Source organism: Streptomyces sp. NPDC005496, assembly GCF_042872045.1.
Taxonomy (GTDB): Bacteria; Actinomycetota; Actinomycetes; order Streptomycetales; family Streptomycetaceae; genus Streptomyces.
This window is the reverse complement of record NZ_JBIAJQ010000015.1, coordinates 177756-198275: the sequence shown is the minus strand read 5'-3', so window position 1 is coordinate 198275 and position 20520 is coordinate 177756. Positions and strand designations below refer to the sequence as shown.

Here is a 20520-nt window from a genome sequence, read left to right as displayed (position 1 = left end):
GCCCTGCCTACTCGGCTCCGGCCATCAGCTCCAGCATCTTCTCCGCCTCGCCCCGCCGCGCCCGCGGCACGTCCCCGTCGAGCCCCTCACAGGCGGCGAGCACCGCACGCGCGCGTGCCCGGGCCGCGGCGGGACGCCCCAGGTCGGCCTCCAGCCACCCGGTGGCGAGTTCGGACCCCGTGCGGGAGTCGAGTCCGTCGGCACCGAGGGACGCGAAGGCCGCGACCGCCCGCGTGACCTGGCCGAGCGCCTCCTCGAACGCCGCGTGCGCGTCGTCCTCGGCCGCGTCGTCCTGGACGGAGCGGGCGATCAGGTCGCCGAACTGGCGGTGCGTCTGCCCGAGTTCGGAGACGAGCCGGACCCGGTCCTCCGCGCCGTCGTCCTCACCCGAGGCACCGGAGTCGGGCGCCGGCAGCTCCTCCAGCGCCAGCTCGCACACGCGTACCGCCTCCGCCATGAGTTCCCGGGCCCCGTCCAGGCCGGCCTCCCCGCGCGCCGCGATCCAGGCGCGGGCCCGCAGCGAGCGGACCAGGCCGTGGACGTTGCCCAGGGACCGCCAGAGGTCACCGGCGCGGGCGTACGCCCGGGCGGCCTCGACGGGCAGGTCCGCGTGACCGAGGGCCTCGGCGGCGAGGTGGGCGAGCATCGCGTGGTCGCGCTGCTCGGGCCAGTGCCGGGCGATGTCGGCGGCCCGCAGCCAGTGCTCGGCCGCCGCCCGGTGCTCGCCCAGCTCGGTGAGGCAGTCGCCGAGCCACCACCGGGTCTGCACGATCGCGCCGTCGCCGTGGGTCTCCGCCGTCAGGTCGGGCAGCGCCGACTCCAGGACCTCCGCGGCCTCCGCCCAACGCCCCTGGGCGAGCAGGAAACCGCCGAGCTGGTGCCGCGCCCAGGCGCCGAGCGTCGGCCCCTCGCCGCCCTCGTCGGCCCAGTGCGCCGCCTCCAGGGCGTGCTCCGCCGCGGGGCCGGGCCGACCGTCGGCGGCGAGGATCTCGGCCAGCTGGAGGTGCAGTTGCGCGTGTCCTACCGCCTCCAGGTAGGGGCCGCCGCCGTCCAGCGCCGCCCGTACCGCCCGCTCCGCCGTCTCCGGGTCGCCGAGGTGCCGCGCGATCCCGGCGAGGCGGGCCTGGTACTCCACGGCGAACCACGGCAGCCCGGCCGCCGTGAACTCCGCGACCGCCCGCTCGTACAGCTCGGCGGCCGCCGGGGCGTCCCCGCTGTGCGCGGCCAGCTCCGCGAGCATGGCCCGCGCCTCCGCGGCCCGGGCGGCGAGCCAGGTCCGGTCGGTGTGCGGCCCCGCGAGCGCAAGCAGCTCCCGTACGGCCGTCTCGGCCTCGGCGGAGGCGGCGCCCGTGTCACCGTCCCCGGCCTCCTCGTCGGCGGCCTCGTGCACGCGCTGCATCAGGATCCGCGCGCGGGCCACCAGGACGGAGGCCGCCTGGCGTACGCCCGTGGCGTCCGCCGCGAGCAGGGCCAGCACCTGCTCGTACGGCTCCCGTACGGCCGCGAGCGTCTCCTCGGTCCGGCCCGTCCCGGCGTGGGCGTACGCGGCACGCGCGCGTGCCGCGAGCGCCTCACCCGGGTCGCCCGCCTCCGCGTACAGGGCGGCGGCCCGTTCGAAGAGCGCCGCGCCCTCCGGGCCCAGGCCCATCGCCTCGTGCTCGGCGATCTCCGCGCGGTCGTGCGGGCCCAGCTCCGCGCCCTCGGCCGCGCGGGCCACCTCGGCCCAGGCCGCGACGGCCTCCGGAGCCATCTCCTCGGACAGCCGCCGCGCCCGCGCGAGCAGCGCGGGCAGGTCCGGCTCGGCGGCCGGCTCCCCGGACGCGGCGACGGCCGCCGCAGGGCGCGGCGCGGGGGCGGGACGGGTGCTGCGTACGCCCAGCGGCAGCCGGTCCACCAGGGGCCGCCGGTCCATGCGGGCGCGGGCGCGCTCACCGACGTACGAGGTGCCGTTGCGCGCGTCGAAGCGGGCGGCCAGCGCGAGGGCCTCCCCGCGCGCGTGGACGGCGAGTTCGGCCGCGGTCCAGGTGCGTCCGGCCGGCCCGGGGACCGGCTGACCGCCGAGCCCCAGCTCGGTCAGCCGGTCCATCAGCAGCGCCACCACCGCCATGAAGTCCAGCCTGCTGCGCGGCTCCCCGGAGTCGGTGAAGTACGCCGGCCGCTCCGCGAGGAGTTCCAGGGCGCGTGCCTCGTTGCCGCTCAGCGCGCAGAACTCGACGTGGTCCGCGTAGGCGCCGCGCATGCTCTCCATGGCGCGCACCAGCCGCAGGCCGCGCAGGTGGTGGGCGCGCGCCTCGTCGAGCCGGCCCAGCCGCAGCAGCGGCAGCAGCGAGGACGCCAGGACCGCGTGCGGCTCGTGGGCGCACGTGTACCGGCCCTCCAGGACCGGCCCCCACATCTCCAGCGCCTGCGCGTCCCCGTGCCGCAGCGCCTGCCACCAGCCCTGGTCGTGCAACTCGCAGGCGTGGCAGTCGGCCATGCTGTCCCGGTCCGCGGCCAGCCACGCCGTGTACGCGCGCTCGGCCCGCTCCAGGTCGCCGATGTGGTGAGCCACGCTGAACTCGGCGCTGCGCACGGCCCGTTCGGAGTGCCCGGCGAGGCGGTAGCGGTGCTCCATCTCGCCGAGCCACTTCTCGATGGAGGCGAGCGGGATGTGCGGCTGGCCCAGCATGCCGGCGGACATCCACTTGAACACCCAGTGCAGGGAGTGGGTCTCGTACTCGTCGAAGTCCTCGGGGTGTTCGTCCCACATGCGCAGCAGGCGCGCGAAGGGGACGAACATCTTGTCCTTCTCGGAGCTGTAGTTGTAGACCTTCAGCTGGTGTCCGAGCGCCTCGATCACGGCGAGCGGGATGTTCAGCTTCTCCGCCTCGGCGAGCAGTTGCTCCGCGCGCGCGTTGCGGGCCGGGCCCTCGGGCTGCTCGTAGTTCTCCGCCATCGCGTGGCGCAGCATGTCGAAGTCCATGACCTGGCTCATCGGCGGTCGTCCTCCCCGGACTCGGTGTGCGTGGCCCATTCGAGGAGGCCGAGGAACGCGCGGTTGAGCAGCGCGGAGTCCGCGGGCCGCAGCGGGCGCTGCGCCATCAGCAGGGCCTGCCCGTAGAGGGACTCGGTGGCCGTGCCGATCAGTTCGGGATCGCGCAGCGAACTGACCTTGCGGATCAGCGGGTTGAGGTGGTTCAGGACCAGCCGGGCGCGCGGGGCGCTGCCGCGCAGCGAGCCGAGGATGCCCGCCCACAGGTCGTCGGCCTGCTCCTCGGCGTCCGCGCGGGCCTGCTCGTGCCGGGCCGCCCGGTCGTCCAGGTGCAGCGCCGGTACGGACAGGGGGTGGAAGGAGCGCAGGGTGACGTCGCAGCCCAGGGGGTCGAGCTTGGCGCGGGCGGCGGCCAGGAAGCCGGCGAGGGCCAGCTCCTCCGCCGGGTCGACCGTGTCCAGGTGCGCCGTGACGGTGTCCGCGTCCAGCTCGGCGACGACCGTCCCCGGACGCACCGAGGGGAGGGCGGCGACGAGTTCGGCGTCGTACGTGTAGCCGCCGTTGACGACGCCCACGCCCTGCGCGGACGCGATGGGCGCGACCTGCCGGTACTCCTCCACGGTCCGCGTGAAGTGCACCACCGGGTGCCGCTGCGCGAACTCCTCCAGGGACAGCCGTCCGTCGGTGGTCTCGAAGGGCAGCCAGGGCAGCATCGTGCGCAGCATCTCGCTGTCGTGCCGGGCCAGCGACTTCACGCCCAGGTGGTGCACGGACAGGAAGGCCGCGAGCCGCTCCGGGTCGCCCGCGGCGAGCCCGGTCAGCCAGGACCGGATGCGCTCGCCGAGCGCGTCCCGCACGCCCGCCAGCGTCTCGTCCTCGTACAGCGACTCGCGCGAGGCGGTGGGCCGCAGGCTGTCCGTGTCCAGGACGCAGCGCACGAAGAACGCCCAGTCGGGCAGGAGCTGTTCGGCCCGCTCGGTGAGCAGCATGCCCTTGAGGTGGACGCGGTGCCCGGCGCGCTGGGCGGGGCTGACCGCCGACGGGAGCACGTAGGCGACACCGCGGACCCCGGCGAGCGGCACGTCCAGGTCGATCGAGTCCAGCGGCGTGAACCCGAACAGGTCGTGGCAGTGCCGCGCCAGCGCCACCCGCCGGGTCGCGGGGCTCGGGTACGGGCGGTCCCAGGGCGCCGGCAGGTCCGTGACCGCCTCCTCGCCCACCCGGACGTCGTACGGCAGCAGCGACCCGAAGTCCCGGGCCAGCGAGCGCACCCGCTCCTCGGTCAGCCACTCGCCCGCCCCGGCGCGCGCCACCAGGTGCACGGTCGTGCCCGGTTCGGGCCGCGCCGCGTCGGGCAGCGTCCGCACGGTGTACGAACCGTCGTCGGTCGCCGTCCACTCCACGGGCGGCGCCCCGGGCGTACGGGCGCTGCGGCTGACGACGCGGATGCGCTCGGCGACCACGAAGCAGGCCAGCAGACCGATGCCGAACTGCCCCAGGAAGTCGGAACGCGCCGACTCCAGCCCCTCGCGGCGCTTGGAGCTGCGGCCGATGGTCGCGAGGAGGCTGTGCACGTCGGACTCGGTGAGTCCGACGCCGGAGTCCTCCACGCGCAGGGCGCCCCCGTCGCCCTCGACGAACAGCCGGACCGTGGCCGGGGCGTCAGGCTGCTCGGCGCGCCGCGCGGTGATGGCGTCCACGGCGTTCTGCAGCAGCTCGCGCAGATAGACCTTGGGACTCGAGTAGAGGTGATGGGAGAGGAGGTCCACGAGGCCGCGCAGGTCGACCTGGAACGTGTGAGGTGACTGGGGTGCCTGGGATGACTGAGAAGTCTGTGAGTCCATCGTCGCAGCGCCGGTGGGGGGACGGGCGACGGCGCGGGGTCGGGCGGTCCCGGGGCACGGTGACCGCGAACAGGGCGGGCGCGTCATCCTAGGCCGCGAACGACCCGCCTGACCAGCGGATTTCCAGGACGTATGCGGCAATGTCAGTGCCGTGGTGTGCAATGGATCTCGTGCCCGCGCTCGAAGAACCACTGAAGAAGGTGCTCGGTCCCGCCACCGCGAAGGTGATGGCCGAGCATCTCGGCCTGCACACCGTCGGCGACCTGCTGCACCACTATCCCCGCAGGTACGAGGAGCGCGGGCAGCTCACCCACCTCGCCGACCTGCCCATGGACGAGCACGCCACGGTGGTCGCCCAGGTCGCCGACGCCCGCCTGATGACCTTCGCCTCGTCCAAGGCGCCCCGCGGCAAGGGCCAGCGCCTCGAAGTGACGATCACGGACGGCAGCGGCCGCCTCCAGCTCGTCTTCTTCGGCAACGGCGTGCACAAGCCGCACAAGGACCTCCTGCCGGGCACGCGCGCGATGTTCTCCGGCAAGGTCTCCGTCTTCAACCGCCGCCTCCAGCTCGCCCACCCCGCCTACGAGCTGCTGCGCGGCGACGGGGACGAGGCGGCGGAGACGGTCGACACCTGGGCCGGCTCCCTCATCCCCCTCTACCCGGCCACCGCCAAGCTGGAGTCCTGGAAGATCGCGAAGGCCGTGCAGACGGTCCTGCCGAGCGCCCAGGAGGCCGTCGACCCGCTGCCGGACTCCCTCAGGGAGGGCCGCGGCCTGGTCTCCCTCCCCGAGGCCCTCCTCAAGATCCACCGCCCGCACACCAAGGCGGACGTCGAGGACGCCCGCGCCCGCCTGAAGTGGGACGAGGCGTTCGTCCTCCAGGTCGCACTGGCCCGCCGCCGGCACGCGGACGCCCAGCTCCCCGCCGTCGCCCGCAGACCGCGGCCCGACGGCCTGCTCACGGCCTTCGACGCCAAGCTGCCGTTCACCCTCACCGACGGCCAGCGGAAGGTCTCCGCGGAGATCTTCGGCGACCTCGCCACCGAACACCCGATGCACCGGCTCCTCCAGGGAGAGGTCGGTTCCGGAAAGACCCTGGTCGCCCTGCGCGCCATGCTCGCCGTGGTCGACGCGGGGGGCCAGGCGGCGATGCTCGCGCCCACCGAGGTGCTCGCCCAGCAGCACCACCGGTCGATCACGGAGATGATGGGAGAGTTGGCCGAGGGCGGGATGCTCGGCGGCGCCGAGGACTCCACCAAGGTCGTGCTGCTCACCGGCTCCATGGGCACGGCGGCCCGGCGGCAGGCCCTGCTGGACCTGGTCACCGGCGAGGCCGGGATCGTCATCGGCACCCACGCGCTGATCGAGGACAAGGTGCAGTTCCACGACCTGGGCCTGGTCGTGGTGGACGAGCAGCACCGCTTCGGCGTCGAGCAGCGCGACGCCCTGCGCGGCAAGGGCAAGCAGCCCCCGCACCTGCTGGTCATGACCGCCACCCCCATTCCCCGCACGGTGGCGATGACCGTCTTCGGTGACCTGGAGACCTCCGTGCTGGACCAGCTCCCGGCCGGCCGCTCACCCATCGCCAGCCACGTCGTCCCGGCCGCCGACAAACCGCACTTCCTGGCCCGCGCCTGGGAGCGGGTGCGCGAGGAGGTCTCGAACGGCCATCAGGCGTACGTCGTCTGCCCGCGCATCGGCGACGAGGAGGAGGGCAAGGCGAAGAAGAAGTCCCCCGAGGACGACGCCGAGAAGCGCCCGCCGCTCGCCGTCCTGGACATCGCCGACCAGCTCGCCAAGGGCCCGCTCCAGGGACTGCGGGTCGAGGTCCTGCACGGCAGGATGCCGCCCGACGACAAGGACGCCGTGATGCGCCGCTTCGCCGCCGGCGAGACGGACGTCCTCGTCGCGACGACGGTCATCGAGGTCGGGGTCAACGTGCCGAACGCCACCGCCATGGTGATCATGGACGCCGACCGCTTCGGCGTCTCGCAGCTGCACCAGCTGCGCGGCCGGGTCGGCCGAGGCTCCGCACCCGGCCTGTGCCTGCTGGTCAGCGAGATGCCCGAGGCGAGCCCGGCCCGACAGCGGCTGACCGCCGTGGCGTCCACCCTCGACGGCTTCGAGCTCTCCCGCATCGACCTGGAGCAGCGCCGCGAGGGCGACGTCCTCGGCCAGGCCCAGTCCGGTGTCCGCTCCTCGCTGCGCATGCTCACCGTCATCGACGACGAGGAGATCATCGCCGAGGCCCGCGAGGAGGCGGCCGCGGTCGTCGCCGCCGATCCGGAGCTGGAGCGCCTTCCCGGCCTGCGCACCGCGCTGGACGCCCTGCTCGACGAGGAGCGCGAGCAGTACCTGGACAAGGGCTGAGCGAGGTCGGAGCGCGCCGCCGCGGCCTGGGCTGACAGACTGGAGCGGTCACACCCCGCCCGCGAAGGCCCCCACGCACGAAGGACGAAAGAGATGACCCGCGTGATCGCCGGCCGGGCCGGCGGACGCCGTCTGGCCGTCCCGCCGGGCACCGGCACCCGCCCCACCTCCGACCGGGCGCGCGAGGGCCTCTTCTCCACCTGGCAGTCCCTCCTCGGCGGCCCCCTGGACGGCGAGCGCGTCCTCGACCTGTACGCCGGCTCGGGCGCGGTGGGCCTGGAGGCCCTGAGCCGCGGCGCCTCCCACACCCTCCTCGTCGAGGCCGACGCGCGGGCGGCCCGGGTGATTCGGGAGAACGTCGCGTCGCTGGCGCTGCCCGGCGCCGAGGTCAGATCGGGCAAAGCGGAGCAGATCATCCGCGGTGCGGCCCCGGCCGACCCCTATGACCTGGTGTTCCTCGATCCGCCGTACGCCGTCTCGGACGACGATCTTCGCGAGATCCTGCTCACACTCCGTACGGAAAGCTGGCTCGCGGACGATGCGCTCGTCACCGTGGAGCGCAGCACCAGAGGCGGCGAATTCGGGTGGCCGGACGGCTTCGAGGCGCTCCGGAGCCGTCGTTACGGCGAGGGAACGTTTTGGTACGGTCGCGCCGCCTCTACGTGCGAAGACGCACGATGACCGGACCGGAGAGCGAGGGACCTCAGTTGCGCCGCGCCGTCTGTCCCGGGTCATTCGACCCGATCACCAACGGACACCTCGACATCATCGCCCGCGCCTCCAAGCTGTACGACGTGGTGCATGTCGCGGTGATGATCAATCAGTCCAAGAAGGGCCTGTTCGAGATCGACGAGCGGATCGACCTGATCCGCCAGGTCACCGCCGAGTTCGGGAACGTCGAGGTCGAGTCCTTCCATGGCCTGCTCGTCGACTTCTGCAAGCAGCGCGACATCCCGGCCATCGTCAAGGGGCTGCGCGCCGTCAGCGACTTCGACTACGAACTCCAGATGGCCCAGATGAACAACGGCCTGTCGGGCGTCGAGACGCTGTTCGTCCCCACGAACCCCACCTACAGCTTCCTGTCCTCCTCCCTGGTCAAGGAAGTGGCGGCCTGGGGCGGCGACGTCTCGCACCTGGTCCCGCCGCTGGTCCTGGAAGCCCTCACCGAGCGCCTCGCGCAGAGCTGAGACGGCCGCCGGGAGCTGACGGCCCGTCACCCGGTGTCGGAGGTGGCGGGAGTGGTCGTACAGTCGACCCGTCCGTCTCCATCACAGCTGTAGAGAGTGGCGAGCACACGGTGGACGTGCAGAAGAAGCTCGATGAGATCGTCGCGTCGGTCTCCGGCGCCCGTTCCATGCCCATGTCGGCCTCGTGCGTGGTCAACCGCGCCGAACTGCTCTCGATGCTCGAAGAGCTGCGCCAGGCCCTGCCGGGCTCGCTGGCCCAGGCCCAGGAGCTGATCGGCGGCCGCGAGCAGCTGGTCGAGCAGGCCCGCCAGGAGGCCGAGCGGATCATCGAGAACGCGCACGCCGAGCGCGGCTCTCTGATCTCCGACACCGAGGTCGCCCGCCGCTCCCAGAACGAGGCCGACCGCATCCTCGCCGAGGCCCGCCAGGAGGCCGAGGAGATCCGCGCCGAGGCCGACGACTACGTCGACTCCAAGCTCGCCAACTTCGAGGTCGTCCTCACCAAGACCCTCGGCTCCGTCGGCCGCGGCCGCGAGAAGCTCCTCGGCACCGGGCCCGGCCTCGACGAGCAGGGCTACGAGGACGAGGACGCCCCCGAGCGCAGCCAGGACCCGGAGACGCTGCGCCGCGCCGCGGACGAGTACGTTGGGGTCAAGCTCGGTGCCTTCGAGGCTGTCCTCGCCAAGACCCTGGAGGCCGTCGGCCGGGGCCGCCAGAAGCTGCACGGCCGCATCGCCAGCGACGACCTCGGCTCCCTCACGGACGACGGGACCGCCGTCCAGCACACCAGCGACGCGGACTACCTGGCCGGCCTCGCGGACCTCTCCGACGCCCCCGAGCAGCCCGCCCAGGCGCCCGAGGTGCCGGCCCAGCCGTCCTACCAGCAGCAGCAGGAGGCGTACGCCTACCAGCAGCAGCAGTCGGATCCGTACGGCTACCCGCAGCAGTACGGCCAGCAGGACGCGTACGGCTACCAGCAGGCCGACCCCTACGGCTACCAGCAGCAGGGCTACGACCAGCAGCCCGCGTACGGCCAGGACCAGCAGTCCGCGTACGGGCAGGACCAGGACCAGCAGGCGTACCAGCAGCCGCAGGCCCAGGCCCTCGACGAGACCAGCCTCTTCGACACCGGCATGATCAGCGCGGAGCAGCTGCGGGCCTACGAGCAGGGGCGCGGCGGCCACTGAGGGCCCCGAACGCACCGGATTGGGCCGTGAGCGAATGGTCCAGTATCCTGGCTCTTCGGTCGCGTGTACGTCCGCGATCAGAGCTGCCCGGAAGATCAGGGCGGCGCTCCCCACATCGAAGATCGAAAGCAGGAATGGCTCTGAACGCCCGCCTCGACCACCGCAACCCTCTTGTGTTCGACACACACGAGCTGGGGCGGCGTCCTGGCGCGCTGCAGCGCCTGACCCGTTCGATCGACGCTCCCGCGGATCTGGGCATCCAGGGAGTCATCGGAGTGCCGGAAGGCGCCCCGGTGGAGTTGGACCTCCGCCTGGAGTCGGTCATGGAAGGGGTGCTTGTCACAGGCACCGCCCGTGCATCGGCCAAGGGGGAGTGCGTAAGGTGTCTGGAGCCGCTCGAGCTGGAGCTCGAAGCGGAATTCCAGGAGATGTTCTCGTACCCTGACGCCGATGACCGGGGCCGTGTGAAAGCGGAGCCGGCCGACGACGCCGAGGAAGACGAGGACACTCTCTTCATCGAGGACGGCCTGTTCGACCTCGAGCCCGTGCTGCGGGATGCGGTGGTGCTCGCACTGCCGATGCAGCCGGTGTGCCGGGAAGACTGCCCAGGCCTGTGTTCCGAGTGCGGAGCACGGCTGGCTGACGACCCGGGCCACCACCACGACGCCGTCGACATCCGTTGGGCGGCACTGCAGGGACTCGCCGGTTCACTCGAAGATGGCGAGAAGGACGAGATGAGCGGCGGCGCGCCTCGATCAGCACGCGCCGACGAGAAGCAGGAGAAGTAGCCGTGGCTGTTCCGAAGCGGAAGATGTCGCGCAGCAACACGCGCCACCGCCGGTCGCAGTGGAAGGCTGCGGTCCCCACCCTGGTTGCGTGCGAGCGCTGCCACGAGCCCAAGCTGCAGCACATCGCGTGCCCCGCTTGCGGCACCTACAACAAGCGCCAGGTCCTCGAGGTCTGAGCGGCCGGTGAGAGGTCTGATGTCTGACGCCAAGGCGGATTCAAACGCCAAGAAAAAGGCGGACAACACAGCCTCGTCCCACACGCTTCTGGAAGGGCGGCTCGGCTACAAGCTGGAGTCCGCCCTTCTGGTGCGTGCACTGACGCACCGTTCCTACGCGTACGAGAACGGCGGCCTGCCCACCAACGAGCGCCTGGAGTTCCTCGGGGACTCCGTGCTCGGCCTGGTGGTCACGGACACGCTGTACCGCACCCACCCCGACCTGCCCGAAGGCCAGCTGGCCAAGTTGCGGGCCGCGGTGGTCAACTCGCGTGCGCTGGCGGAGGTGGGCCGCGGGCTCGACCTCGGCTCCTTCATCCGGCTGGGCCGGGGCGAGGAAGGCACGGGCGGCCGGGACAAGGCGTCCATCCTCGCCGACACCCTCGAAGCGGTGATCGGCGCGGTCTACCTCGACCAGGGGCTCGAGGCGGCGGGCGAACTCGTCCACCGGCTCTTCGATCCCCTGATCGAAAAGTCGTCGAATCTGGGTGCCGGCCTGGACTGGAAGACCAGTCTCCAGGAACTCACCGCGACCGAGGGCCTCGGGGTTCCCGAGTACCTGGTCTCGGAGACGGGGCCGGACCACGAGAAGACCTTTACTGCTGCCGCCCGCGTCGGAGGCGTCTCGTACGGCACCGGCACCGGCCGCAGCAAGAAGGAGGCGGAGCAGCAGGCCGCGGAGTCCGCGTGGCGCTCCATCCGCTCCGCCTCGGACGAACGCAAGAAGGCGGCGGCCGAGGCCCAGGCCGAGGTCGCGAAGGCCGAAGCCGAGGCTCAGGCCGCGGACAAGGCCGAATCGGCGGCTGACGAAGCCGTCGAGCACGCCGAGGGGAACGCCGACGCCTCCTCGGCGTCCGCCTGACGAGTCACACCGAGCGCCCGCCCCTGTCACGGGGGCGGGCGTCATGGTGTGCGGGGAGCAGACATGCCCGAACTGCCCGAGGTCGAGGTCGTCCGGCGAGGACTGGAACGGTGGGTCGCCCACCGCACCGTCGCCGAGGCCCACGTGCTGCACCCGCGTGCCGTACGCCGCCACACCGCGGGCGGCGAGGACTTCGCCCACCGGCTCCAGGGGCAGCGCGTCGGCGTCCCGAGCCGCCGCGGCAAGTACCTGTGGATCCCGCTGGAGACCACCGGCACCGCGGTCCTCGCCCACCTCGGCATGAGCGGCCAGCTGCTCGTACAGCCGCACGAAGCCCCCGACGAGAAGCACCTGCGGATCCGGGTCCGCTTCGCCGACGACCTCGGCACCGAACTGCGCTTCGTCGACCAACGCACCTTCGGCGGGCTCTCGTTGCACGAGACGACCCCCGACGGGCTGCCCGACGTCATCGCCCACATCGCGCGCGACCCCCTCGACCCGCTCTTCGACGACGCGGCGTTCCACGAGGCGCTGCGCCGACGCCGTACGACCATCAAGCGGGCGCTGCTCGACCAGTCGCTGATCAGTGGCGTCGGCAACATCTACGCGGACGAGGCGCTGTGGCGCGCCCGCATCCACTACGAGCGCCCCACGGCCGGCTTCACCCGCCCGCGCACCGCCGAACTCCTCGGCCACGTACGGGACGTGATGAACGCGGCCCTCTCGGTCGGAGGCACCAGCTTCGACAGCCTCTACGTCAACGTGAACGGGGAGTCGGGCTACTTCGACCGCTCGCTCGACGCGTACGGACGTGAGGGCCTGCCCTGCCGGCGCTGTGCCACGCCGATGCGGAGGCGCGCCTGGATGAACCGGTCCAGCTACTTCTGCCCCAAGTGCCAGCGGGCGCCACGCGTCACGGTCTGAACGGCGCGGGGGAGCCGGGCTCCGCGTGAGCGACGCGAGTCGACGGGCCCCGTCGGCACGCGTGCCGACTCTCAGACGGCTGTGGCGCCGCGCGTCTCGTCGTAACGCCCGCGCGCTTCCAGTACGTCGTCCATGCGGCCCTCCACGAAGTGGATGAGCGTCAGCAGGCGCTCGGCGACCTCGCGGCCCAGCGGCGTCAGTTCGTAGTCCACGCGCGGCGGGTTGGTCGGCTGGGCCTCGCGGTGCACCAGACCGTCCCGCTCCAGGGCGTGCAGCGTCTGGGACAGCATCTTCTCGCTCACGCCGTCGACGCGGCGGCGCAGTTCGTTGAAGCGGAACGAGCCCTCGTGCAGCGCCCCGAGCGTGAGCGCGCCCCAGCGGCCGGTGACGTGCTCCAGCGTGCCCCGGGACGGGCAGCTGCGGGCGAACACGTCGTACGCGAGGCCCGGGGACTCGACGCCTTCCGCGGCCTTGGCTGCCTGCGCGATGGATTCCATGGAGTCAGCATACTGCGCCGCAGCGCTAACTGGTCGGTTGCGCTAACTAGAAGTTAGTGCTTTCCTTTCGTCATCGCCGAGGAGCGGCGCCGATCCCGGCCGCTCCCGTCTCCCTCACCACAGGAGCCCATCGTGACGACCCCTGTTGTCTCCATCGCCTACCACTCCGGGTACGGCCACACCGCCGTCCTCGCCGAGGCCGTCCGTGCCGGCGCCGCCGACGCCGGAGCGGAGGTCCACCTGGTCAAGGTCGACGAGATCACCGAGGAGCAGTGGGCGCTGCTCGACGCCTCGGACGCGATCGTCTTCGGCTCGCCCACGTACATGGGCACCGCGTCCGGCGCCTTCCACGCGTTCGCCGAGGAGTCCTCGAAGCGCTGGTTCGGGCAGGACTGGAAGGACAAGCTGGCGGCCGGCTTCACCAACTCCGCGTCCAAGAGCGGCGACAAGCTGCACACGCTCCAGTTCTTCCAGACGCTCGCCGCGCAGCACGGCATGAACTGGGTGAGCCTCGGCCTGCTCCCCGGCTGGAACAGCAGCACCGCCTCCGAGAACGACCTCAACCGCCTCGGCTTCTTCGCCGGCGCCGCCGCCCAGTCCAACAACGACCAGGGCCCGGAGGGCGTCCACAAGTCCGACGTCGCGACGGCGGAGCACCTGGGCCGCCGGGTCGCGCAGACGGCGCGAGTCTTCGCCCTGGGCCGCACGGCAGCCGCGTGACGCGCGCGGGCGGGGGGCCTCGGTAGGGGGTGCCCCGCCTCACTTCGCGGATGCGGGGGCGGGCCCGGGGGCCGCGATACGCGGGAGCTTGCGGCCCCGGAGTCCGACCTCGGTCCGACCGGGCCCGGGGCCTAGGGCCGCGGGACTGCTACCGCCCGGCACGGGGCCGGGCCTACCTTCGGCCCATGAAGGTCCGTCACAACGTTCGCGCGGTCCTGTTCGATGACGGTTGCCTGGTCTTCCTGCGCCGGGGATGGCCGGGCGGCTCCCCGTACTGGACGACCGTGGGTGGAGGGGTCGAGCCCGGCGACGCCGACCTCGAAGCGGCTCTGCGCCGTGAAGTCATGGAAGAGATCGGCGCCACGATCGGCCCCGCCACCGAGTTCCTGACGCTGACCGAACCGGGCGAGAAGGTCACTGTCGTCCAGCACTACTTCCGGGCGGACGTGCTGGACACGGATGCGAGCCGCCGCGGGGGCCCCGAACTCGACGATCCCGACCTGGGCGACTTCGCACCGGTCCGGGTCGCCCTGGTCGCGTCCGCCGTGGCAGCGCTCGAACTGCATCCACCCGAACTCGCCGACTACCTGCGTGAGGAGGCGAAGGGGTGGGGGGTCTGACGGGTCCGGACGGTCGCCGACGGTCTCGGGACCGTCTCACAGTTCGACGCGGGACTCACCGTCGCCTCGGCGAAGCACCACGTGCGCCGGCCTGAACGGCAGGTCGCGAAGGGTGGGCTCCATCGCCTTGAACAGGCGATCCGCGTCCGGCCCGTAGGCGTAGAGCGCGGCCTCGCCCTGCCCGAACTCGTTGCCGTCGAACTCTCCGGCTCCGGCTTCCCCGACCGCCACGGTCAGGGCGTCCTCGGCCTCGTAGATCCGTTCGCGCTGATCGGCGTCGCCGAAACCGTCGGCGGCAAGGCGGAAGCGGGCGATGACGGCGTGCTCTTCGTCCCCGTCACAAGGAGCTGTGGGCGTCTCCACGCCGGACACGCTCTCACCGGGCTCCGACATCCCGCCCGGCTCTGGAAGGCGGACCAGGCCGCCGCGCCCCGAGGGAAGCGTGCGGTCGGCCCGGACGCGGCAGGGGGCCGCAGGGGTCCGGGCCGTGTTCCGCGGGTGGCTCAGTAGCCGAAGTCCTGCGTCCACCAAGGGCCGCCGGAGCCGAAGTGGGCGCCTACTCCCAGGGTCTTGAAGTCGCAGTTCAGTATGTTGGCGCGGTGGCCGGGGCTGTTCATCCAGGCTTCCATGACCGCCTCGGCGGTGGCCTGGCCCCGGGCTATGTTCTCGCCGCCCAGGTCGGTGATGCCGGCCTTCGCCGCCCGGTCCCAGGGCGAGGCCCCGCTCGGGTCGGTGTGGTCGAAGAAGCCGCGCGTGGCCATGTCCTCGCTGAACGCGGCGGCCAGCTCGGACAGCCCGCTGTTGGCCGCCACCGGGCTGCACCCGACCTTGGCCCGCTCCTCGTTGACGAGCTTCAGCACCGCGGTCTCGGCGGCCGTCTCGGCCGACACGTTCGCCGGGGCGGGCTTCCTGGGCGCCTTCGTGGCGGCCTGGCCGGGCTTCTTCGTCGCCTGCGACTTGCCGGGCTTCTCGGAAGGCTTCTCGGACGGCGTCGCCGACGGCTTCTCGGCCGTCTTGGACGGAGCGGCGGAGGGCGAGACGGAGCGCTGGGCGTCACGGCTCGTGCCGGTGTCCTCGCGGTCCTCCGCGGCGGCGGTCGAGCCACCCTGCTCGGTCTCCAGGCCGGACGGGGAGTCGGCGGCCTGGACCTTGTCCGAGGCGTTGCCGCCGCCGACCGAGTAGTTGTCGCTGCCCGGCAGCACGCCGGCGGCCACCGCGACGGTCCCCAGCGCGACGGCCGCGGAGACCCCGAGCAGACCGGTGCGCACCGGCGCCCCGGCCTTCTTCTTGCGGTGCGAGCGCGCGGCGGCGTTCTGCGGGAGGTCGGCCACTGCGGCGTAGCCGTACAGGTTCTCCGGCCCGTAGCTCTCCGTGTGTACCCGGTGCGTGTCCGTGACACCGGTGGCGCGGCCCGTGGCGGCGGCGCCGGCGGCGGAGCGTCGGTGGCGTCCCATCTCCTGGCCTTCCTCGTCCTTGCGGTCACCATCACTCACTCGAACGAGTGAGTTTCACATGAGACTCATTGGGTCGGGACGGTACCCCATGGCGCAGGGGGAGGAGGTGCTCCGAGGGACATTGTCCGGTTAGCGTGCACTCATGAACGAGGATGTGCGGCTCGTCGCATGGGTGCGCGGCAGGGTCCAGGGAGTGGGTTTCCGCTGGTTCACGCGTGCCAGGGCCCTGGAGATCGGCGGGCTGAGTGGTTTTGCTCTCAATTTGGAGGACGGACGCGTCCAGGTGGTCGCCGAGGGCCCCCGCAAGGCGTGCGACGGACTCCTGGAGTGGCTCCGCGGGGACGACACACCCGGGCGCGTGGACGGAGTCACTGAGATATGGGACACGCCCCGCGGCATCTACGACGGTTTCGCCATCCGCTGACGGAGACGCCGGCGACCCCGGCGAAGCGGCGTCCCGGCGCCGCCACCGGAGCCCGTCCGGAGCGGGAATGACCTGGTGGTTGCCAAGAACGGCTCGTCATGGCAGGCTCCGCCATTGACGTTGATCTCCACGCCCTGAGGGCCCCGCAGGAGTCGTCGCGCCGCCCGGTCGGGGCCGCGTGCCCCCGGGTCGCCCGCCGATACGGGGCGTGATCGTGTTGACCGTCAAACTTTTTGGTGAGACTCTGAAAGCCCCGCGCACCTTAGCTGTTTGGCATGTAGGAACGGCAGCAGAACTCAAGAGTGTCAAGCATCGCGGGTGCGATTCCCTCACGACCCACACCGCTTCGGTCGGTCACTCAGTGTGGAGGACCATCCATCATGGCAAAGGCGCTTCTCGGTTACGTCGGCGGCTCCGACCCGCGGCTCATCGCCGAGATGCGACGGCTCCAGCAGCGCGTCCAGGACCTCGAATCCGAGCTCGTACGGATTCAGGCCGAGAAGGACGCGCTCGCGGCTGCCGCTTCTCACGACTCCTTTGAGAGCATCGACGTACCCCAGGCGGAGCCTGCGCTCACCTGATCGCTGGGCCGCACTACGACAGCAGTGGTCGAAGCAGTACCGGTCGGCCGCCGCGCTGTCAGAATTGCAAGGGACGCCTCTCCGGCGTCCCTTCTTCTTGCCCCCCACGCACCCCCACTCTCTTAACGGATGGTGTGCCCTGCACGTTCATGGGTGAAACCGCGCGTTCATGGAGTGAGACGGGCGCGAAAGGTAGAGTCCGGCGGCGTGCACCTCAAGGCCCTGACCCTCCGCGGGTTCAAATCGTTCGCCTCGGCGACCACGCTGCGGTTCGAGCCGGGCATCACCTGTGTCGTGGGACCCAACGGCTCGGGCAAGTCCAACGTCGTGGACGCGCTGAGCTGGGTCATGGGCGAGCAGGGCGCGAAGTCGCTGCGCGGCGGCAAGATGGAGGACGTCATCTTCGCCGGCACCACCGGGCGCCCGCCGCTCGGCCGGGCCGAGGTGTCCCTGACCATCGACAACTCCGACGGGGCCCTCCCCATCGAGTACGCCGAGGTCACCATCACGCGGATCATGTTCCGCAACGGCGGCAGCGAGTACCAGATCAACGGCGACACCTGCCGCCTCCTCGACATCCAGGAACTGCTCTCCGACTCCGGCATCGGCCGCGAGATGCACGTCATCGTCGGCCAGGGCCAGCTCGACTCCGTCCTGCACGCCGACCCCATGGGGCGGCGCGCCTTCATCGAGGAGGCCGCCGGCGTCCTCAAGCACCGCAAGCGCAAGGAGAAGGCGCTGCGGAAGCTGGACGCGATGAAGGCGAACCTCGCGCGCGTGCAGGACCTCACCGACGAACTCCGCAGACAGCTGAAGCCGCTGGGACGCCAGGCCGCCGTCGCCCGCCGCGCCGCCGTCATCCAGGCCGACCTGCGGGACGCGCGGCTGCGGCTGCTCGCCGACGACCTCGTGCGGCTGCGCCAGGCGCTCCGGGCCGAGATCGCCGACGAAGCGGCCCTCAAGGAACGCAAGGAGAGCGCCGAGGCCGAACTGAAGAAGGCCCTTCAGCGCGAGTCCCTGCTGGAGGACGGGGTCCGGCGGCTCGCCCCGCGCCTCCAGCGCGCCCAGCAGACCTGGTACGAACTCTCCCAGCTCGCCGAGCGGGTGCGCGGCACCGTCTCGCTGGCCGACGCGCGCGTGAAGAGCGCCACGTCCGCTCCCGCCGAGGAACGGCGCGGGCGCGACCCCGAGGACCTGGAGCGCGAGGCCGCCCGGATCCGCGAGCAGGAGGCCGAGCTCGAAGCGGCCCTGGAGGCGGCCCAGCACGCCCTGGAGGACACCGTCGCGCACCGGGCGGAGCTGGAGCGCGAGCTCGCCGTCGAGGAACGCCGCCTCAGGGACGTCGCCCGCGCCATCGCCGACCGGCGTGAGGGTCTCGCCCGGCTCAACGGCCAGGTCAACGCCGCCCGTTCGCGGGCCGCGTCCGCCCAGGCCGAGATCGACCGCCTGGCCGCCGGCCGCGACGAGGCGCAGGAGCGGGCGGTCGCGGCGCAGGAGGAGTACGAGCAGCTGAAGGCGGAGGTTGACGGCCTCGACGCGGGCGACCAGGAACTGGCCGAACGGCACGAGGCGGCCAAGGCCGCCCTCGCCGAGGCGGAGGCCGACCTCACGGCCGCCCGCGAGGCGCTCACGACGGCGGAACGCAGACGCGCCGCCACCCAGGCCCGCCGCGACGCCCTCGCCCTCGGGCTGCGCCGCAAGGACGGCACGGGCGCGCTGCTCGGCGCGAAGGACCGGCTGGGCGGCCTGCTCGGCCCCGCCGCCGAACTGCTCAACGTCGCCCCCGGACACGAGGTCGCCCTCGCCGCGGCCTTCGGCGCCGCGGCGGACGCCATCGCCGTGACCACGCCAGCCTCGGCCGCGGAGGCCATCCGCCTGCTGCGCAAACAGGACGCCGGTCGCGCGGCCCTGCTGCTCGCGGGCGCCCCCGAGGAACCGCCGGCGGGCGACGCCGCGCGCGCGGACGTACTGCGGGACGGTGCCGCGGACGGCACCGGAGAGCCGTCCCCCGTGGACTCCGGTGGGCGGGAGGCCGCGGTGGCCGGTGCCGACGAGGACGCGATCCGGCACGGCGGACCGCCGTACGCCGCCGATCTCGTCCGGGGGCCCGCCGAGCTGATGCCCGCCGTGCGGCGGCTGCTGCGCGGGATCGTCGTCGTCGGCACGCTGGAGGACGCCGAGGACCTGGTGTACGCCCGTCCCGAGCTGACCGCGGTGACCGCCGAGGGTGACCTGCTGGGCGCGCACTTCGCGCAGGGCGGCTCCGCCGGGGCACCGAGTCTGCTGGAGGTGCAGGCCTCCGTCGACGAGGCCGCGGCGGAGCTGGAAGAGCTCGCCGTACGGTGCGACGAACTCGGCGAGGCGCAGCGCCGCGCCACCGCACTGCGGGCGGAACGGGCCGCGCTGGTCGAGGAGTTGGGGGAGCGGCGACGGGCCGCCGAGCGCGAGAAGTCGTCCGTCGCGCAGCAGCTCGGCCGGCTGGCCGGGCAGGCGCGCGGAGCCGCCGGGGAGGCCGAGCGCAGCGCCGCGGCGACCGCGCGGGCGCAGGAAGCGCTCGACCGGGCCGTGGAGGAGGCGGAGGAACTCGCCGAGCGACTGGCCGTCGCCGAGGAGCTGCCGGTGGAGGAGGAACCGGACACCTCCGTACGGGACCGGCTCGCGGCAGACGGCGCCAACGCGCGGCAGACCGAGATGGAGGCCCGGCTCCAGGTGCGTACGCACGAGGAGCGGGTCAAGGGGCTCGCCGGGCGGGCCGACGGACTCGACCGGGCCGCACGGGCCGAACGCGAGGCACGCGCGCGTGCCGAGCAGCGGCGGGCCCGGCTGCGGCACGAGGCGGCGGTCGCCGGTGCCGTGGCGTCCGGCGCACGCCAGCTCCTGGCGCACGTCGAGGTCTCCCTCGCCCGCGCCGAGGAGGAGCGCACCGCCGCCGACGCCGCCAAGGCCCGGTACGAGCGGGAGCTCGCCGAGGCACGCAGCACCGGCCGGGAGCTGAAGGGGGAGCTCGACAAGCTCACCGACTCGGTGCACCGCGGCGAGGTGCTCGGCGCGGAGAAGCGGCTGCGGATCGAGCAGCTGGAGTCGAAGGCGCTGGAGGAGCTCGGGGTCGAGCCGGAGGGGCTCGTCGCCGAGTACGGACCGCAGCAGCTCGTGCCGCCCTCCCTCCCGGCCGAGGGCGAGGAGCTGCCCGAGGACCCCGAGCACCCGCGCAACCGGCCCCGGCCGTTCCACCGGGCCGAGCAGGAGAAGCGGCTCAAGGCCGCCGAACGGGCGTACCAGCAGCTCGGCAAGGTCAATCCGCTCGCGCTGGAGGAGTTCGCCGCGCTGGAGGAGCGCCACCAGTTCCTCAGCGAGCAGCTGGAGGACCTCAAGAAGACGCGCGCCGATCTCCTCCAGGTGGTGAAGGAGGTGGACGAGCGCGTCGAGCAGGTGTTCACCGAGGCCTACCGGGACACGGCCCGCGAGTTCGAGGGCGTCTTCAGCCGGCTCTTCCCCGGCGGGGACGGGCGGCTGATCCTGACCGACCCCGACAACATGCTCACCACGGGTGTGGACGTCGAGGCGCGTCCCCCGGGCAAGAAGGTCAAGCGCCTGAGCCTGCTGTCGGGCGGCGAGCGGTCGCTGACCGCCGTCGCGCTGCTCGTGTCGATCTTCAAGGCGCGGCCCAGCCCCTTCTACGTCATGGACGAGGTCGAGGCGGCGCTCGACGACACCAACCTCCAGCGGCTGATCCGGATCATGCAGGAGCTCCAGGAGGCGTCGCAGCTCATCGTGATCACGCACCAGAAGCGCACGATGGAGGTCGCCGACGCGCTGTACGGCGTCTCGATGCAGGGCGACGGCGTCTCGAAGGTCATCAGCCAGCGCCTGCGCTGAA

At 72.6% G+C, this 20520-nt stretch carries 18 protein-coding genes; 13 read left to right on the top strand and 5 right to left on the bottom strand.

Annotated features, from left to right (window positions below):
- Positions 1-7: 7 nt before the first annotated feature.
- A complete protein-coding gene (locus tag ACFYQQ_RS36175) occupies positions 8-2974 on the bottom strand; it encodes a tetratricopeptide repeat protein (RefSeq protein WP_388906776.1) in 2967 nt (988 codons plus the stop codon).
- Positions 2971-4815, bottom strand: coding sequence for an HSP90 family protein (locus tag ACFYQQ_RS36170; protein ID WP_355788533.1), 1845 nt, complete (start codon positions 4813-4815; stop codon positions 2971-2973). The genes ACFYQQ_RS36175 and ACFYQQ_RS36170 overlap by 4 nt, the downstream gene beginning before the upstream one ends.
- Before the next feature lie 161 nt (positions 4816-4976).
- Between ACFYQQ_RS36170 and recG the strand changes: the two genes are divergently transcribed.
- From recG to mutM, 8 genes are all read left to right on the top strand, one after another.
- Positions 4977-7184 carry an ATP-dependent DNA helicase RecG gene (gene recG, locus ACFYQQ_RS36165; protein ID WP_355788536.1) on the top strand — a complete coding sequence of 736 codons (2208 nt, stop codon included), beginning with the start codon at positions 4977-4979 and terminating at the stop codon, positions 7182-7184.
- A gap of 93 nt (positions 7185-7277) precedes the next feature.
- Positions 7278-7865, top strand: a complete 588-nt coding sequence (gene rsmD / locus ACFYQQ_RS36160) for a 16S rRNA (guanine(966)-N(2))-methyltransferase RsmD (protein ID WP_356171928.1) — start codon at positions 7278-7280, stop codon at positions 7863-7865.
- Between the two features lie 26 nt (positions 7866-7891).
- Complete coding sequence (coaD, locus tag ACFYQQ_RS36155; RefSeq protein ID WP_355786456.1) at positions 7892-8371, top strand: pantetheine-phosphate adenylyltransferase; 480 nt, start codon at positions 7892-7894, stop codon at positions 8369-8371.
- A gap of 110 nt (positions 8372-8481) precedes the next feature.
- Positions 8482-9558, top strand: a complete 1077-nt coding sequence (locus ACFYQQ_RS36150) for an ATP synthase F0 subunit B (RefSeq protein WP_355786438.1) — start codon at positions 8482-8484, stop codon at positions 9556-9558.
- A gap of 134 nt (positions 9559-9692) precedes the next feature.
- Positions 9693-10346, top strand: a complete 654-nt coding sequence (locus ACFYQQ_RS36145) for a YceD family protein (protein ID WP_355786440.1) — start codon at positions 9693-9695, stop codon at positions 10344-10346.
- Between the two features lie 2 nt (positions 10347-10348).
- Positions 10349-10522 (top strand): 50S ribosomal protein L32, encoded by a 174-nt coding sequence (rpmF, locus tag ACFYQQ_RS36140; protein ID WP_006139588.1) that lies wholly within the window; start codon positions 10349-10351, stop codon positions 10520-10522.
- A 19-nt stretch (positions 10523-10541) separates the two neighbouring features.
- Entirely contained in the window at positions 10542-11423 is an 882-nt protein-coding gene (gene rnc / locus ACFYQQ_RS36135; protein WP_355786442.1) for a ribonuclease III, read from the top strand.
- 63 nt (positions 11424-11486) lie between these two features.
- Complete coding sequence (gene mutM / locus ACFYQQ_RS36130) at positions 11487-12347, top strand: bifunctional DNA-formamidopyrimidine glycosylase/DNA-(apurinic or apyrimidinic site) lyase (RefSeq protein WP_355786444.1); 861 nt, start codon at positions 11487-11489, stop codon at positions 12345-12347.
- Between the two features lie 71 nt (positions 12348-12418).
- Here mutM and ACFYQQ_RS36125 read toward each other — a convergent pair whose 3' ends face one another.
- Positions 12419-12844 carry a helix-turn-helix domain-containing protein gene (locus ACFYQQ_RS36125; protein WP_355786446.1) on the bottom strand — a complete coding sequence of 142 codons (426 nt, stop codon included), beginning with the start codon at positions 12842-12844 and terminating at the stop codon, positions 12419-12421.
- Between the two features lie 132 nt (positions 12845-12976).
- Here ACFYQQ_RS36125 and ACFYQQ_RS36120 point away from each other — a divergent pair, with 132 nt between their 5' ends.
- The gene (locus ACFYQQ_RS36120; RefSeq protein ID WP_355786449.1) at positions 12977-13564 is read left to right on the top strand and encodes a flavodoxin family protein; all 588 of its coding nucleotides are present in this window, start codon (positions 12977-12979) and stop codon (positions 13562-13564) included.
- Positions 13565-13749: 185 nt separating this feature from the next.
- Positions 13750-14184, top strand: coding sequence for an NUDIX hydrolase (locus ACFYQQ_RS36115; RefSeq protein ID WP_355786451.1), 435 nt, complete (start codon positions 13750-13752; stop codon positions 14182-14184).
- A 36-nt stretch (positions 14185-14220) separates the two neighbouring features.
- Here the strand turns inward: ACFYQQ_RS36115 and ACFYQQ_RS36110 are convergent, their stop codons facing one another.
- Positions 14221-14547, bottom strand: a complete 327-nt coding sequence (locus tag ACFYQQ_RS36110) for a hypothetical protein (RefSeq protein ID WP_388906767.1) — start codon at positions 14545-14547, stop codon at positions 14221-14223.
- Between the two features lie 140 nt (positions 14548-14687).
- Entirely contained in the window at positions 14688-15638 is a 951-nt protein-coding gene (locus tag ACFYQQ_RS36105; protein WP_356172015.1) for a CAP domain-containing protein, read from the bottom strand.
- A 142-nt stretch (positions 15639-15780) separates the two neighbouring features.
- On the opposite strand from ACFYQQ_RS36105, the gene ACFYQQ_RS36100 reads away from it, so the two are divergent.
- From ACFYQQ_RS36100 to ACFYQQ_RS36090, 3 genes are all read left to right on the top strand, one after another.
- A complete protein-coding gene (locus ACFYQQ_RS36100; RefSeq protein ID WP_355791120.1) occupies positions 15781-16062 on the top strand; it encodes an acylphosphatase in 282 nt (93 codons plus the stop codon).
- A 380-nt stretch (positions 16063-16442) separates the two neighbouring features.
- A complete protein-coding gene (locus ACFYQQ_RS36095; protein ID WP_355791117.1) occupies positions 16443-16643 on the top strand; it encodes a hypothetical protein in 201 nt (66 codons plus the stop codon).
- Positions 16644-16850: 207 nt separating this feature from the next.
- Positions 16851-20519 carry an AAA family ATPase gene (locus tag ACFYQQ_RS36090; RefSeq protein WP_388906754.1) on the top strand — a complete coding sequence of 1223 codons (3669 nt, stop codon included), beginning with the start codon at positions 16851-16853 and terminating at the stop codon, positions 20517-20519.
- Position 20520 lies beyond the last annotated feature (1 nt).

Excerpts from the sequence above, each read along its gene's own strand:
- ACFYQQ_RS36175 (WP_388906776.1), bottom strand. The coding sequence starts at position 2,974 with ATGAGCCAGGTCATGGACTTCGACATGCTGCGCCACGCGATGGCGGAG.
- ACFYQQ_RS36170 (WP_355788533.1), bottom strand. The coding sequence starts at position 4,815 with ATGGACTCACAGACTTCTCAGTCATCCCAGGCACCCCAGTCACCTCAC.
- ACFYQQ_RS36095 (WP_355791117.1), top strand. The coding sequence starts at position 16,443 with ATGGCAAAGGCGCTTCTCGGTTACGTCGGCGGCTCCGACCCGCGGCTC.
- rsmD (WP_356171928.1), top strand. The coding sequence starts at position 7,278 with ATGACCCGCGTGATCGCCGGCCGGGCCGGCGGACGCCGTCTGGCCGTC.
- mutM (WP_355786444.1), top strand. The coding sequence starts at position 11,487 with ATGCCCGAACTGCCCGAGGTCGAGGTCGTCCGGCGAGGACTGGAACGG.
- ACFYQQ_RS36100 (WP_355791120.1), top strand. The coding sequence starts at position 15,781 with ATGAACGAGGATGTGCGGCTCGTCGCATGGGTGCGCGGCAGGGTCCAG.
- ACFYQQ_RS36105 (WP_356172015.1), bottom strand. The coding sequence starts at position 15,638 with ATGGGACGCCACCGACGCTCCGCCGCCGGCGCCGCCGCCACGGGCCGC.
- recG (WP_355788536.1), top strand. The coding sequence starts at position 4,977 with ATGGATCTCGTGCCCGCGCTCGAAGAACCACTGAAGAAGGTGCTCGGT.
- ACFYQQ_RS36145 (WP_355786440.1), top strand. The coding sequence starts at position 9,693 with ATGGCTCTGAACGCCCGCCTCGACCACCGCAACCCTCTTGTGTTCGAC.
- ACFYQQ_RS36125 (WP_355786446.1), bottom strand. The coding sequence starts at position 12,844 with ATGGAATCCATCGCGCAGGCAGCCAAGGCCGCGGAAGGCGTCGAGTCC.
- rnc (WP_355786442.1), top strand. The coding sequence starts at position 10,542 with ATGTCTGACGCCAAGGCGGATTCAAACGCCAAGAAAAAGGCGGACAAC.
- ACFYQQ_RS36115 (WP_355786451.1), top strand. The coding sequence starts at position 13,750 with ATGAAGGTCCGTCACAACGTTCGCGCGGTCCTGTTCGATGACGGTTGC.